This window comes from Arthrobacter sp. ISL-85, from assembly GCF_018613675.1.
In the GTDB taxonomy this organism is placed as follows: domain Bacteria; phylum Actinomycetota; class Actinomycetes; order Actinomycetales; family Micrococcaceae; genus Arthrobacter.
This window is the reverse complement of the sequence record NZ_JAGGPQ010000001.1, coordinates 101,092-115,265: the sequence shown is the minus strand read 5'-3', so window position 1 is coordinate 115,265 and position 14,174 is coordinate 101,092. Positions and strand designations below refer to the sequence as shown.

The following is a 14,174-nucleotide window of genomic DNA, read 5'->3' as shown; positions in this document are numbered from 1 at the left end:
CCTGCCGGCTGGGGTAACTGACCTTGGGCAAGGGGTCTTGGAGCATCCATGCCAGCACGGGAACGAGCAATGGAAAGAGGAGCTTATGCGGGAGCCGGGCACAAGCGAGCGTACTTCAGAAGCGGATGCAGCGGCCGCGGGCAATGCGGAAGTGGAAGCGGAAGTGGAAGAGGGAACTGCGGAGCCGTCACCGGAGCTGGAGGTCACTTTTGACGAGCAGTTCTTCGCTGCCCGGCCCAAGGCGCTGCGGCCCATCGCGCGCCGGCGGCAGTTCGTCGGCAGCCGGCCGTCCTTCGAATTCGACGGGCGGAACGCAGCGTATGTGGAGTGGCTGCGCAACCAGGCCATGCTCGGAGATGCGAATACGCTGGCGCGGCAGCTGTCCGGCCAGGCCAGCATGTGGCAGAACTCTTATGCGCATCCCAACCCGCGCGCCGCCGTCGAACGCGCCTCCGTATGGTTCACCGCTTACCCGCTGTCCTTTATCACCCCCACCGGCCAGTCGTTCCTTTCCGCCCTGGGCGACCCCGAAATGTGGAAGGCTTTCCGCGACATCGGAATCCGCGGGATCCATACCGGGCCCGTGAAGCTCGCCGGGGGCATCAGCGGCTGGTCCCACACGCCAAGCGTGGACGGCCACTTTGACCGCATCAGCATGGCGATCGATCCCGTCTTCGGAACGGAGGACGAATTCCGCCGCATGTGTGAGGTGGCCGCTGAGCACGATGGCACGGTGATCGATGACATCGTCCCCGGCCACACCGGCAAGGGAGCCGACTTCCGGCTGGCTGAGATGAACTTCCGGGACTACCCCGGGATCTACCACATGATCGATATCCCGGAGGAGGACTGGAACCTGCTCCCGGACGTCCCCGAGGGCGCCGACTCGGTCAACCTCAGCCCCGACGCCGAGCAGGCGCTGCAGAAGGCCGGCTACATCATCGGCCGGCTGCAGCGGGTCATCTTCTACGAGCCCGGCGTGAAGGAAACCAACTGGAGCGTCACCCGGCCCATCGTGGACACCACCGGCAAGACCCGCCGCTGGGTCTACCTGCATTACTTCAAAGCCGGCCAGCCCTCCATCAACTGGCTGGACCCCACCTTCGCGGGAATGCGGCTGGTGGTGGGCGATGCCCTGCACTCTCTCGTGGACCTTGGCACCGGTGCTCTGCGCCTGGACGCCAACGGCTTCCTGGGCGTGGAAAAGAGCGCCGAGGAACAGCCCGGCTGGTCCGAAGGGCATCCGCTGTCCGAGGCCGCCAACCAGCTCATCGGTTCCATGATCCGCAAGGTGGGCGGGTTCTCCTTCCAGGAGCTGAACCTGACCATTGACGACATCAAGGCAACCTCGGAGTCCGGCCCGGACCTTTCCTACGACTTCATCACCCGGCCGGCCTACCACTACGCCCTGGTCACGGCAGATACCGAGTTCCTGCGGCTGACCCTCCGCCTCTCCATGGAAATCGGGGTTGACCAGGCCTCGCTGGTGCACGCCCTGCAGAACCATGACGAACTCACCTACGAGCTGCTGCACTTCGCTGCCGGGCACCGGGACGAGATGTTCGAACTCAACGGCGAGGAACTCACCGGCGCGCAGCTGGCTGAAAATGTGCAGCAGACCCTGCGGGACCGGCTCACGGGCGAAAAGGCACCGTACAACGCCGTCTTCACCACCAACGGCATTGCCTGCACCTCGGTCAGCTTCATCATGGCCGCCCTGGGAATCGCGGACCCGGACGCCGTCACACCGGAGCAGGAAGCCCAGATCCGGGATGTCCACCTGCTCCTGGCGATGTACAACGCGCTGCAGCCCGGCGTCTTCGCCCTTTCCGGCTGGGACCTCACCGGCATCCTGGCCCTGGACCGCAGCAGGGTGCGGGAACTCACCTCGCAGGGGGACACGCGCTGGATCAACCGTGGCGCCCACGACCTCATGGGCACCAGCCCGGACGCCACCACGTCCTCGGCCGGGATGCCCCGGGCCCGCAGCCTGTACGGGCCGCTGCCTGAGCAGTTGAAGGACCCGGACTCGTTCGCGCGCAGGCTGCAGCGGATCCTTGCGGTGCGCGAGGACAACGGAATCGCCACCGGGACCCTGCTGGACGTTCCGGACGTTTCCAACCGCGGCGCGCTGGTGCTGGTGAACCGCCTGAAGGACGGCGCCCTGCAGGTGACGGCCCTGAACTTCTCCGGCCAGGACATTGCCGGCAGCATCCAGTCCAACGAGCTGCCGTCCGGCGCCAACGTCCAGGACCTGTTCAGCGGGGAGACCGTGGGGCAGGTGGACGACCTGCACAGCTTCTTCCTGGAACTGCCCGCTTATGGCGGGACCGCGCTGCTTCTGACGGAGCCGGAGCCGGAGGCCGAAGCCTAAAGCCGGGCGCCGGGCAGCGCCGCGAATCCTGCGGCGCTACCCGGCGATGGCGCCTGCGAGCGTGGCCTCGATAATGGCCGGTGAAAGGACGTACTGGGTGACCAGTTGGCTTGCTCCGAGAACGCCAGCCTGGGCGCCCGCCCGCGAGATGTTGATGCGCAGGTGCGAGGTGGCCAGGGGCGGCGAGCGCCGGTACACCACCTCACGGATGCCTGCCACCACGTGTTCCCCGGTCTCGCCGAAGCTGCCGCCCACCACAATCACCGACGGGTTGAGCAGGTTGACCACGGTGGCCAGCACCTCACCGATGTCCCGCCCGGCCTGGCGGAGCGCCTGGATGGCCTGCAGGTTGCCGTCGGCGGCGAGCCGGAGCACGTCGGCGCCCTTGGCCACCTCCAGTCCCTGGTCACGGAGGAAACGCACGACGGCGGGACCGGACGCGAGCGCTTCAAGGCACCCATAGTTGCCACAGGCACACAGGACATCCGCGCCCCGCGCCACCTGGACATGTCCAAGGTCTCCTGCCGTGCCGTTGGCGCCGCGCTGCAGTTCCCCATTGCTGATGATGCCGGAACCGATGCCGGTGGCCACTTTCACGAAGAAAAAGTTGTTGTGCTCGGGCCAGTGGGCGGACTGCTCCCCCAACGCCATGATGTTCACGTCGTTGTCCACCAGGACGTGCACAGGCAGGGACCGCTGGACGTAGCTGACCACGTCGAACCCGTCCCAGCCGGGCATGATGGGCGGCTTGACGGGCTTGCCGGTGTCATGTTCCACGGGACCCGGCAGTCCGATGCCGATCCCGGCCAGTTCGGCTACGCTCCGGCCCGCCGCGGCCAGGAGCTCCCTGCCCTGCGCCACCACTTGGTCCAGCACCGCCTCCGGCCCGGCGGCCACCTGCTGCTCCAGCCGGTGTTCAGCGAGGATTTTCCCGCCGAGGTCTGTGACCGCGACGATGACGTGCGTGGCTCCCACATCAGCGGCCAGCACCAGGCGGGCGGACGGGTTGAAGGCAAAGCGCGACGGCGGCCTGCCGCCGCTGGAGAGCGCCTCCCCTGCCGGACCTACCAGGCCGGACAGCATGAGGGCGTCGATCCTTGAGGCCACGGTGGAGCGGGCCAGTCCTGTACTCAGGGCCAGCTCGGCGCGGGTGCGTGCTCTTCCGTCCCGCAGCAGCTGGAAGAGGTCCCCTGCCCGCGACAGGCTGCCGACGTCAGCGTCCTTTAGGGCCTGCTTACCCGTGGCTTGAGTCATGTCTAAGTCATAACACTGTTACTTACCGCTGTCATCACGGCAGAAGAACGACGCGCAACAAACAACTTTTGCTTGACGCACGTCAAAAGTAGTTCTACCTTGTGATTCGGGGCACATCCGCGGACCGGATGGCAACCATCCACCGTAGTGATCCTTCCGGTACTTCAAAGTCCGTTTACAAAGAGGTAATTGAACTTGTCCCACATCGCAGCGCCAGCAGTCCGGCCCCTTGGCGTCGGCATCCTCGGCGCCGGACCCGTCACCCAGGCCATCCACCTTCCGGCACTGGCCCGCCTCCGGGACATCCTGGAGGTGCGGCACATCATGGACGTGGACCCGGCCGTGGCTTCTTCAGTGGCCTCGCGTGTTGGTTCCGCATCCAGCACCAGCCTGGAGGCCCTGCTGGCTGATCCCGCAGTGGACATCGTGGCTGTTTGCAGTCCCCACCAGTTCCACGCGGACCAGGTCATCGCTGCGTGCAGGGCCGGCAAGAAGGCGGTCCTCTGCGAAAAGCCCTTTGCGATGAACGGTGAAGAGGCGGCACGGATCGCGGATGCCAGTGCCGCGACGGGGGTGCCGATCCTGGTCGGAGCCATGCACACGTTCGACCCCGGCTGGCTCGCGGCGGAACAACACTGGGGCGACCTTCCGGAGCAGGTCCACACCATCCGCTCCTCCATCGTCCTCCCGCCGAACGCCCGCTTCGAAGACTTCGCCACCGAGATCATCACCCGCCCTGCCCCGGCCAAGCCCGATTACTCGGACATCGAGGTCATCAAGGCCATGATGCAGGGCGGGATCATGGGCCTGGCCATCCACGACCTGCCCCTGGTGCGCCGCTTCACTCCGGACTTCGGCGCGGTTGAAGTACTCCAGGCGCGGCATGTCCGCCCGTTCGGTTACGCCGTCTCGCTCCGGACCCCCACCCGTGTCATCGAACTGCGTGCCGTCATGAACAGCACGTGGAAGCCCGAATGGACCTTCGAGGCCATTGGCGATGATTCCGCGCTCCGCATCGACTTCACGCCCTCCTACGTCCAGGCCGGCTCCGCCGTGGCCACCTTCTCCCGCGGCGGCGAGACCACTACCTTTGGCCCGTACGGGCACAACGGCTACGAGGGCGAGTGGCGCGAACTGGCGGAACTGGCCAGCGGAGGCCGCCGGGCGCCCTCCGCCCAAGCCCTGATCGACGACCTCACTTTTGCCCTGGCCATCTCGGAGGCCACCGTGCAGAACGTTGCCGCAGGACACCTCGCCGACACGGAAAAGGCAGGAGCCACCGCATGAGCGCGTACACAGTGACAGCAACGCCGCAGGCCGAGGAAGCAGGCGCGGTGGCGCTGGCGGTAGCTTCGCTGCCCGCAACGTTTGGCCCCGCAGCGGAGGGCCGGGAGGCCGACGTCGCCGTCATCGCGGGCGAAGCAGGCTGGACTACGGAAGCGGCACGGGCCGTCGAAACAGGTTCACGCGGCATCCTGGTGGTGGATCCCGTCCCGGAGACGACCACGCAACTGGCGGCAGCCGCCGAGGCCGCCCAAGCCGTCGTCGTCCTCGATCTCCACTGGGCCTCCAACCCTGCACTCGTTGGCGAAAGCGGCGATCCCGATGCCCGCGACGCCGTCCGCAGCGCCCTGGGCACGTCGTCGCTGATGGACAGCGTTGCCACCGCCAGCCCCGGCACAGACCCCCAGCGGCTTCTGGCCCGCCACCTCGCCGCCGTGCTGGCCGTCAGCGGACAGCTCCACGGTGTCAGCGTCCTCCGCAGCGGCGCCACCGGCTATACAGCCACCGGCAGGCTCGCCAACGGCGCCCCGTTCACCGCCCAGGGCGTACTCACCACCGCCAGGCCTGCCGGCGTCGACATCCGCCTCTACACGGCCGACGGCGGGGTGGCCGTCCAGGTGCCCGACCCGGACGCTGCCTGGCCGGCCGAAGTCCGGGTCACCGGGGCCCACGGCGAACTTCTCCTGCCCACCCTCTACGAATCCGCCCACCGGTGTGCGTGGCGGCGCCTGAAGGATCACCTTGGCGCCGGCACCCAGCCGGACGACCTGGCCGGGTTCGCCCGGCTGACCGACCTCTACGCAACCCTCGCCGCCACATAACCAGCCCACCGATACGCAACCGAACAAGCAGTCCAACAGCACAGTCCAGTCCCACCTCCACTCTCAACGATGAGCAGGACCGCACCAACGGCGCGCTGCGCAAGACGGTCCCGAAAGGACACATCACCATGAATGCAACTTCCGAACAGCGCCGCTCCTTCTCCCGGCGCGGTTTCCTGGGCCTGACGGCTGCAGCTGCAGCGGCGCCCCTCCTCGCGGCCTGCGGCGGCGGCTCGGCGTCACAGGGAGGCGGCGGAGGTGGAGCCGGCGGGACCATCAAGTTCTGGGACATGCCGTGGGCAACACCGGCCTACAACGACGCCGCCAAGAGCGTTGCGGAAGGGTTCTCCGGCGCCAACGGCGCCAAGGCTTCCTACCAGATCATCCAGTGGAACAACTTCTACCAGACCTTCTCCTCAGCGATCGCCTCCAAGACAGGCCCGGCAGTTTCCACAGGCGGCGGCTTCCAGGCGTTCCAGTTCGAGCAGCAGGGCCAGATTGCCTACGCGGACAAGGTGATCGAGAAGCTGAAGGCCAATGGCCAGTTCAACGACTTCCTGCCCGGCGTGCTGGACCCGTTCAAGTCGGATAAGGGCTACGTGGCGGTCCCGTGGCAGCTGGACATGCGCGTCTTCTGGTACCGCAAGTCCCTGTTCGAGAAGGCGAACGTTGCCCTGCCCACGGACTGGCCGTCCCTCCTCGAGGCGGGCAAGGCGCTGAAGAAGGTGGGCGCCTTTGGTTTCACCACCGGTGCAGGCGCAGGCAACAACTACGCCAACCACTCCATGATCATGATGATGGTCAACAATGGCGGCGGTGTCTGGAACAAGGACGGCCAGCTGGACCTCATGAACGACCGCAACGTCGAGGCCATGGAGTTCGTCCTGGAACTCGTGTCCAACGGCATCGTGGATCCGGCCGCGGTCAGCTACACCACGGACAACATGTCGGCGCAGTGGAAGGACGGGAAGGCGGGCTACGGCCTGTTCCAGGTGAACGTCCCGCAGCGTGTTGGAGACACCTCGGGCGACCTGCTGGTGGCTGATCCCATCAAGGGCCCGCACGGCGACAAGGCCACCATCGTGTTCCCGAACAACATCATGATGTACACCAACACCCCGTCCCAGGAAGCATCCGAGGAGTTCCTGGTGTACTACCTGGGCCAGCTCAAGCAGCTGTGGCAGAAGAAGCTCATGTCCGCCCTGCCGGTCTTCAAGTCGATCACCGAGATCCCGGAGTTCGCCGACGACCCCAACAACGTCAAGATCGTCAAGGACTGGCAGCCCATCGCCAAGACCTTCGCCGCCCAGGGCAGCACGCTGAACGCCAACCTCGCAGCCCTTGACGGCGGCCAGGCATTGAACCAGTTCAGCCAGAGCATCATCACCGGGAAGACCGATGCCAAGACGGCACTGCAGACCTTCCAGTCCGGCCTCGAGTCCGTCCTGAAGAAGTAGAACGGACCGGCCATGTCCAGCACCACCACCCAGTCCGGCCTGGCCCGGGCCCGCCGCGGGGTTGCCCCCGGCGGGTCCGGTGCCCTCCCCGGCAAGCGCAAGAGCAAGCTCTCCGCCCAGGCCACCAGGACGTTCTTCTGGCTCCTGTTTCCTTCCGTGGTCCTGCTCGTCCTGATCCACGGCTACCCGCTGGTCTACGCCGCCATCCAGGCGACGCATGACGGTGACCTGCTCCAGACCGGCAACTTCGTGGGCGCGCAGAACTTTGCCACCGTCCTGACGTCGCCGGCGTTCTGGAAGGCAGCACAGTTCACCCTGTGGTTCACCATTGTGGGCGTTTTCGGATCCTGGTTGGTAGGCCTGGGCCTGGCCCTGCTCCTGCGCACCAAGATCCCGGCCGGCGGCACCTTCAAGGTCCTCCTCCTCCTGCCGTGGGTAGTGCCCATCGTGGTGTCCTCCACCGCATGGAACTGGCTGGTGGCCACCCCCGACAGCCTGATCCCGTCGCTGTTCCGGAACCTGGGCCTTGGCACCCCGCTCTTCCTGGCGGACCCCACCCTGGCGTCCATTACGGTGATGGTCTTCAAAGTCTGGGTCAGCTTCCCGTTCATGATGATGATGATCTCGGCCGCCCTGGCCTCAGTGGACACCACCGTCTATGAGGCAGCCAGCATGGACGGCGCCAGCCCCTGGCAGCAGTTCACCCAGATCACCCTGCCGCTGATTGCCCGCTCCACCTACATCAGCTGGATCCTGATGACCATCTTCTGCGTCAACGACTTCCCCACCATCTACCTGCTCACCGGCGGTGGCCCGGTCAACGCCACCACCTCCCTGGTGGTCCTGGCCTACCGGACCGTATTCCAGGACTTCGCCACCGGCCCCGGCGTGGCCATCGCCTTCCTCATGACCATGACCCTGGTGGTCATCTCGGTCATCCTGTACCGCCAGATCCGAAAGTCGAGCGTCGAATAATGAGCGCAGTCCTCCACGCCCATCCCGAATCAGGCCCCGCTCTCGGCATCGACGGCGGCATAAGGCGCAAGGTCCTGTCCGAAGCCGGCATGCGCGGACGCTGGTGGCGGTTCGCCGCGATCCTCATCATCACCGCGATCGTCCTGGTACCCATCATGGTCACCGTACTGCTGGCCTTCACTCCGGGGCCCAACAGCACGGCCAGCGGCCTGACTTTCGAGAACCTGGGCAACGTCTTTTCCAAAACCCTGGCCGCCACCTGGCTGAAGAACAGCCTGGTCACCACCCTTTCCACCGTGGTGGTCTCCGTGGCTGTGGCAGCCCCGGCCGGCTACGTCCTCTCCCGAGGCCGCAGCAAGGCGGTTTCCGGGTACTCGCTGCTGCTGTTCGTCATGCAGTCCCTGCCCATCATCACCTCGGTGGTGCCGCTGTTCATCCTGTTCGCCGGCATGGGCCTGGTGGACAACCTCCTGGGCCTGACCATCATCTACGTGGGGTCCACCATGACGGTGGCCACCTGGATGATGGCGGCGTATTTCGACTCCATCCCCATCAGCCTTGAGGAAGCATCCTGGATCGACGGCTGCTCCGTCTTCGGGTCCTTTACCAAGGTGGTCCTGCGGAACTCCCTGCCCGGCGTCCTCTCGACAGCGATTTTCGCCTTCCTGCTGGCCTGGAACGACTACCTGGTAGCCATCGTGTTCCTTCGTTCCAACGAGATCTTCACGCTCCCCATGGGCGTGCAGTCCTTCTTCCAGCAGAACGCCACGGACTGGACCTCCGTGATGGCCCTGGCCGTGGTCATGATGCTCCCGCCCGTCATCGTCTTCGCCACCCTCAACAAATATTTCAGCGTGGGCGGCATCGGCGGCTCGCTGGCCGGCCGCTGACCCAATCCGCTGACCGAATCCCCCTTGACCGTTACAGAACCGCTAAGGAAACCAATGTCCTATTCACTGCAGCTTTACACCCTCCGCAACGCCATCTCCGAGGACCTCCCGGGGACCATCAAGAAGGTGGCAGAGATCGGCTACACCCAGGTGGAGCCGTACAACTTCGTGGCCACGGCCAAGGAACTTGGCGCCGCACTGAAGGAGAACGGCCTCACCGCACCGTCCGGCCACGCTCCCCTGATGAGCCAGGACCAGGACGAGATCTTCGCCGCGGCCAAGGAACTGGGCATCAGCACGGTGATCGATCCGTTCCTGCCCGCCGAGCACTGGCAGAAGGCCGAAGATATCCAGGCCACCGCCGCCAAGCTCAATGCGGCGGCCAGGAAGGGTGCGGAGTACGGCATCCGCGTCGGCTACCACAACCACGCCTGGGAACTGGAGTCCACCATTGAGGGCCGCACCGCCCTGGAGTACTTCGAGTCCCTGCTGGACCCCGAACTGGCCTTGGAAGTGGACACCTACTGGGCGGCCGTGGGTGGCCAGGACCCGGTGGAACTCCTGGAACGCCTGGGTGACCGGGTGAAGTTCATCCACATCAAGGACGGCCCCCTGAACAAGGACAACAAGGCCCAGCAGCCGGCAGGCCAAGGCAAGGTCCCGGTAATGGACGTCATCGCAGCTGCCAAGTCCCTGGAAGTGGGCGTGGTGGAGTTTGACGACTATGCCGGCGACATCTTCGAGGGCATCGCCCAGTCCCTCGCCTACCTGAACAGCAACACCGCAGCCGAAGGAGCCAACGCGTGAACACCCCCGTAACCAAGCCGTCCCGCAGCGGCCCGGTGGGCGTCGGCGTCATCGGCGCCGGCGTGATCAGCAAGCAGTACCTGGACAATCTGACGGCGTTCCCGGACCTGAAGGTCCACGTCATCGCGGACCTGTTCGAGGAAGCTGCCGAGGCCCGCGCCAAGGAGTACGGCATCGCCGAGTGGGGCGGGGTGGACAAGGCCCTGAACCACCCCGACGTCGAGATCATCGTCAACCTCACCATTCCTGCCGCGCACGTGGAGGTGGCCACGGCCGCCGTGAACGCCGGCAAGCACGTCTGGACGGAAAAGCCGTTCTCCCTGGACCGCGAATCCGGGCTGGGCCTGCTCAAAACCGCCGATGCCGCCGGCATCCGCCTGGGCTGCGCCCCGGACACCTTCCTTGGCGCCGGAATCCAGACCGCCCTGCGCCTGATCCAGCGCGGGGACATCGGGACTCCGCTGACCGCGATGACCACGTTCCAAACACCGGGCCCCGAATCCTGGCATCCCAACCCCGCGTTCCTCTTCCAGCACGGCGCCGGCCCGCTGTTCGACATGGGCCCGTACTACCTCACCACCCTGGTCCAGGCCTTCGGCTCCATCCGCAAGGTGGCCGCCGTCGGCTCCAAGGCCAAGGACGTGCGCGTCATCGGTTCCGGACCCAAGGCGGGCCAGGAGTTCACCGTCGAGGTGCCCACCCATGTTTCAGCGATGGCGCAGTTCGAATCCGGCGCCTCCTCGCACAGTGTCTTCTCCTTCGAGTCCCCCCGGACCCGGATGGGATTCGTGGAAATCACCGGCACCGAAGCCACCATCTCGCTGCCGGACCCCAACTACTTCACCGGCGACATCAAGCTCTGGCGCGCCGGCGACGAGGACTGGACCACCGTTCCAGCCACGGGGCCCGCCAACGGCCGCGGCATGGGTGTCCTGGACATGGCACGCTCCCTCCGCGCCGGAACAACCCACCGGGCCACCGGCGAACTGGCCTACCACGTGCTGGACACGATGGTCTCCATCTCGGAGTCCGTCGATTCGGGCACGTTCGTGAACGTTGAAAGTTCGGCCCCGGCATCCCCCGCCCTCCCCGAGGACTGGGCACCGGAAACTGCCACCGTATAGTCCAGCAAGTAATCCAGCACGTAGTCCAGCCAGCAGGAAGTTCGCAGGAACGCATCATGACCGCATCCGCACACCCGTCCGAGCCCCCGGTGTCCCGCCCGCTGGGGGTGGCCGCCATCGGTTACGCCTTCATGGGCAAGGCCCATTCCAACGCGTGGCGGAACGTGGCCAGTTTCTTCGACGTCCCGGCCTTTGAGCAGAAGGTGCTCGTGGGCCGGGACGCCGCGGCGGTGGCTGAGGCCGCGGCCCGGTACGGCTGGGCTGAGTCGGCGACGGACTGGCGTGAGGTGATCACCAGGGATGACATCGACATCGTGGACATCTGCGCCCCGGGCTGGATGCATGCCGAGATCGCCGTCGCCGCCCTGGGGGCAGGAAAGCACGTCCTGGTGGAAAAACCCCTGGCCAACACCCTCGCCGAAGCCGAGCTCATGACCGCCGCGGCGGCCAAGGCCCGGGCCAAAGGCATCCAGTCGATGATCGGGTTCAACTACCGCCGCGTCCCGGCCCTGGCCCTCGCGAAGGAACTCATCAGTGAAGGCCGGCTCGGTACGGTCCGGCACGTCCGCGCCGCCTACCTGCAGGACTGGCTCGCCGACGCCCACGCCCCCATGACCTGGCGGCTTCGGAAGGAAACAGCCGGGTCCGGCGCGCTCGGGGACATCGCCTCCCACGCCATCGACCAGGTCCTGTACCTCCTCGGCGACCAGGTCACCGAGGTCTCCGGCCGGCTCAACACGTTCGTCAACCAGCGCCCCGGACAGGAGGGCACCGAGGATGTAACGGTCGACGACGCCGCCTGGGCCACACTCTCCCTCACCTCCGGGGCCATCGCCTCAGTGGAGGTCTCCCGGGTGGCCACCGGCAGGAAAAACAGCCTCCAGATCGAGGTCTACGGCGACAAGGGAAGCCTCCTGTTCGACCTGGAAAACCTCAACGAACTCGGCTTCCTGGACGCCACCCTCCCCGTCCGGGAACAGGGCTTCCGCCGCATCCTGGTCAACGAACCCGAGCACCCCTACCTCGACGCATGGTGGCCCCAGGGCCACATCATCGGCTGGGAACACACTTTCACCCACCAGGTACGCGACTTCCTCCTGGCCATCAAGGACGGAACCCAGCCCTCGCCGTCGTTCGAAGAAGGCCTGAACGTCCAGTACGTCCTGGACGCCGTGGAGGAATCCGCCGCCAACAAGAGCACCCTCACCGTCGTCCGCCACTAGCGCCGCCCCTGCAGCAGCGCCCGCCAGTCCAGCCTTAGCCAAGGAGCCCCCGAATGCCCCGTCCGTTCACCCTGTTCACCGGCCAATGGGCCGACCTGCCCTTCGAAGAAGTGGCCCGGCTCGCTTCAGGCTGGGGCTACGACGGCCTCGAGATCGCTGTCTCCGGGGACCACCTGGACGCCTGGCGCTGGGACGAATCCGGCTACGTCGACTCCAAGCTTGCAATCCTGGACAAGTACAACCTGAAGGTCTGGGCCATCTCCAACCACCTCAAGGGCCAGGCCGTCTGCGATGACCCCATCGACTTCCGCCACCAAGCCATCGTCGGATCCAAAGTTTGGGGCGACGGCGACCCCGAAGGCGTCCGTCAAAGGGCCGCCGAGGAAATGAAGCACACCGCCCGGCTCGCCAAGGCACTCGGCGTGGACACCGTCGTCGGCTTCACCGGCTCCTCCATTTGGCAGTACGTGGCCATGTTCCCGCCCGTCCCCGAAAAAGTCATCGACGCCGGCTACCAGGACTTCGCCGACCGCTGGAACCCCATCCTGGACGTCTTCGACCAACAAGGAGTCCGGTTCGCCCACGAAGTCCACCCGTCCGAGATCGCCTACGACTACTGGACCACCGTCCGCACCCTAGAAGCGATCGGCCACCGCGAAGCCTTCGGCCTGAACTGGGACCCCTCCCACATGATGTGGCAAGGCATCGACCCCGTCTCCTTCATCTGGGACTTCAAGGACCGGATCTACCACGTGGACTGCAAGGACACCAAGATCCGCCAAACCGGACGCAACACCGTCATGGGCTCCCACCTGCCCTGGGGCGACCCCCGCCGCGGCTGGGACTTCGTCTCCGCCGGCCGCGGCGACGTCCCCTGGGAAGCCTCCTTCCGCGCCCTCACCGCCATCGGCTACGAAGGCCCCATCAGCATCGAATGGGAAGACGCCGGCATGGACCGCCTCCACGGCGCCCCCGAAGCCCTCGCAGCCCTCAAGAAATACGACTTCCCAGCCTCCCAAACCAGCTTCGACGCCGCCTTCAGCAGCAAGGACTGAGCCGGGTGCGCAGGCTTCGGCCGGGGCAGCGCTGCGAAGTCTGGGTCGCCTCAGCCTCGGGGAAACACGAGCTCGCATACTCCACGGAGAATATGCTCCTTGAAGCACCCAACTGGACGCGCGACGGCCGGGCGCTGATCCTCAACGGCGATGGCAGGTTGTGGCGGTTCGACCTGGCGGGCAGTTGCCTGACGGAGGTTCCACTGACCCGCGTCCCGGACCTGAACAACGACCACGTCCTGGACCCGGACGGCAGCGGCATCTTCCTGTCAGGCGAGGACGGACATATCTACCGCGTGCCCCTTGCGGGCGGCCAGGCCACCAGGATCACTGACGACGACGGCTCTTCGCACTTCCTGCACGGTGTCAGCCCCGACGGCGGCCGGCTGGCGTACGTCGATATCGCTGCGGGTGACTTCAGCCGGCCAGGGCGGCTCCGGACCATCCCGGCGGCCGGCGGTCCGCCCGAAGGCGTGGACGTGGGCGGCGGCCACTGTGACGGACCGGAGTACTCGCCCGATGGAGCGTGGCTGTACCTCAACACCGAATCCTTCAGCACCGTTCGCGGCCACGCCCAACTGGCCCGCGTCCGTCCCGACGGCGGCCAGTTCGAGCGGCTGGTGGAGAGCGGCAGTGTGGACTGGTTCCCGCACCTCTCACCCGACGGCCGCCTGGCCTCCTACCTCCGCTTCCCGGCTGGAACCCAAGGCCACCCCGCGGACCTGCCGGTCGACGTCGTCCTTGTTTCCACCAGCGACTGGGCGGCTCCGCTGCACACCTGGCCGGTATTCGGCGGCCAAGGCACCCTGAACGTCAACAGCTGGTCGCCGGAGTCCAACCGCTTCGCCTATGTGGCGTACCCGCTGGACGTCCCGGGAGTGCCCCGCGGCGCGGACTGAGGCTTCCCACC

General features: G+C 66.3%; 12 protein-coding genes. 11 read left to right on the top strand and 1 reads right to left on the bottom strand.

Going from position 1 to position 14,174, the window contains the following annotated elements; genetic code table 11:
- Window positions 1–85 precede the first annotated feature (85 nt).
- Window positions 86–2,374 carry a maltose alpha-D-glucosyltransferase gene (gene treS, locus J7I84_RS00570; protein WP_214939158.1) on the top strand — a complete coding sequence of 763 codons (2,289 nt, stop codon included), beginning with the start codon at window positions 86–88 and terminating at the stop codon, window positions 2,372–2,374.
- A 36-nt stretch (window positions 2,375–2,410) separates the two neighbouring features.
- Here the strand turns inward: treS and J7I84_RS00565 are convergent, their stop codons facing one another.
- On the bottom strand, window positions 2,411–3,628 hold the full coding sequence (locus J7I84_RS00565; RefSeq protein WP_214939155.1) for an ROK family transcriptional regulator: 1,218 nt from the start codon (window positions 3,626–3,628) through the stop codon (window positions 2,411–2,413).
- Between the two features lie 189 nt (window positions 3,629–3,817).
- Between J7I84_RS00565 and J7I84_RS00560 the strand changes: the two genes are divergently transcribed.
- The 10 genes from J7I84_RS00560 (at window position 3,818) to J7I84_RS00515 (ending at window position 14,163) form a co-directional block, all read left to right on the top strand.
- A complete protein-coding gene (locus J7I84_RS00560; protein ID WP_251045849.1) occupies window positions 3,818–4,915 on the top strand; it encodes a Gfo/Idh/MocA family protein in 1,098 nt (365 codons plus the stop codon).
- Entirely contained in the window at window positions 4,912–5,733 is an 822-nt protein-coding gene (locus tag J7I84_RS00555) for a hypothetical protein (protein ID WP_214939152.1), read from the top strand. Before J7I84_RS00560 ends, J7I84_RS00555 begins: the two co-directional genes overlap by 4 nt.
- A 128-nt stretch (window positions 5,734–5,861) precedes the next feature.
- The gene (locus J7I84_RS00550) at window positions 5,862–7,190 is read left to right on the top strand and encodes an ABC transporter substrate-binding protein (RefSeq protein WP_214939149.1); all 1,329 of its coding nucleotides are present in this window, start codon (window positions 5,862–5,864) and stop codon (window positions 7,188–7,190) included.
- A 12-nt stretch (window positions 7,191–7,202) separates the two neighbouring features.
- Window positions 7,203–8,165 (top strand): carbohydrate ABC transporter permease, encoded by a 963-nt coding sequence (locus J7I84_RS00545; protein WP_214939146.1) that lies wholly within the window; start codon window positions 7,203–7,205, stop codon window positions 8,163–8,165.
- Window positions 8,165–9,055, top strand: coding sequence for a carbohydrate ABC transporter permease (locus J7I84_RS00540; protein ID WP_214939143.1), 891 nt, complete (start codon window positions 8,165–8,167; stop codon window positions 9,053–9,055). The genes J7I84_RS00545 and J7I84_RS00540 overlap by 1 nt, the downstream gene beginning before the upstream one ends.
- A 54-nt stretch (window positions 9,056–9,109) precedes the next feature.
- A complete protein-coding gene (locus J7I84_RS00535) occupies window positions 9,110–9,862 on the top strand; it encodes a sugar phosphate isomerase/epimerase (protein ID WP_214939140.1) in 753 nt (250 codons plus the stop codon).
- Complete coding sequence (locus tag J7I84_RS00530; protein ID WP_214939138.1) at window positions 9,859–10,986, top strand: Gfo/Idh/MocA family protein; 1,128 nt, start codon at window positions 9,859–9,861, stop codon at window positions 10,984–10,986. Before J7I84_RS00535 ends, J7I84_RS00530 begins: the two co-directional genes overlap by 4 nt.
- Window positions 10,987–11,042: 56 nt before the next feature.
- Window positions 11,043–12,209 carry a Gfo/Idh/MocA family protein gene (locus J7I84_RS00525; RefSeq protein WP_214939135.1) on the top strand — a complete coding sequence of 389 codons (1,167 nt, stop codon included), beginning with the start codon at window positions 11,043–11,045 and terminating at the stop codon, window positions 12,207–12,209.
- Between the two features lie 53 nt (window positions 12,210–12,262).
- A complete protein-coding gene (locus J7I84_RS00520) occupies window positions 12,263–13,264 on the top strand; it encodes a sugar phosphate isomerase/epimerase (protein ID WP_214939132.1) in 1,002 nt (333 codons plus the stop codon).
- 92 nt (window positions 13,265–13,356) lie between these two features.
- The gene (locus J7I84_RS00515) at window positions 13,357–14,163 is read left to right on the top strand and encodes a biopolymer transporter Tol (RefSeq protein ID WP_251045847.1); all 807 of its coding nucleotides are present in this window, start codon (window positions 13,357–13,359) and stop codon (window positions 14,161–14,163) included.
- Window positions 14,164–14,174: the final 11 nt, after the last annotated feature.

Coding starts and splice junctions, on each gene's coding strand:
- treS (WP_214939158.1), top strand. CDS start 86: ATGCGGGAGCCGGGCACAAGCGAGCGTACTTCAGAAGCGGATGCAGCG.
- J7I84_RS00565 (WP_214939155.1), bottom strand. CDS start 3,628: ATGACTCAAGCCACGGGTAAGCAGGCCCTAAAGGACGCTGACGTCGGC.
- J7I84_RS00555 (WP_214939152.1), top strand. CDS start 4,912: ATGAGCGCGTACACAGTGACAGCAACGCCGCAGGCCGAGGAAGCAGGC.
- J7I84_RS00550 (WP_214939149.1), top strand. CDS start 5,862: ATGAATGCAACTTCCGAACAGCGCCGCTCCTTCTCCCGGCGCGGTTTC.
- J7I84_RS00545 (WP_214939146.1), top strand. CDS start 7,203: ATGTCCAGCACCACCACCCAGTCCGGCCTGGCCCGGGCCCGCCGCGGG.
- J7I84_RS00540 (WP_214939143.1), top strand. CDS start 8,165: ATGAGCGCAGTCCTCCACGCCCATCCCGAATCAGGCCCCGCTCTCGGC.
- J7I84_RS00535 (WP_214939140.1), top strand. CDS start 9,110: ATGTCCTATTCACTGCAGCTTTACACCCTCCGCAACGCCATCTCCGAG.
- J7I84_RS00525 (WP_214939135.1), top strand. CDS start 11,043: ATGACCGCATCCGCACACCCGTCCGAGCCCCCGGTGTCCCGCCCGCTG.
- J7I84_RS00520 (WP_214939132.1), top strand. CDS start 12,263: ATGCCCCGTCCGTTCACCCTGTTCACCGGCCAATGGGCCGACCTGCCC.
- J7I84_RS00515 (WP_251045847.1), top strand. CDS start 13,357: ATGCTCCTTGAAGCACCCAACTGGACGCGCGACGGCCGGGCGCTGATC.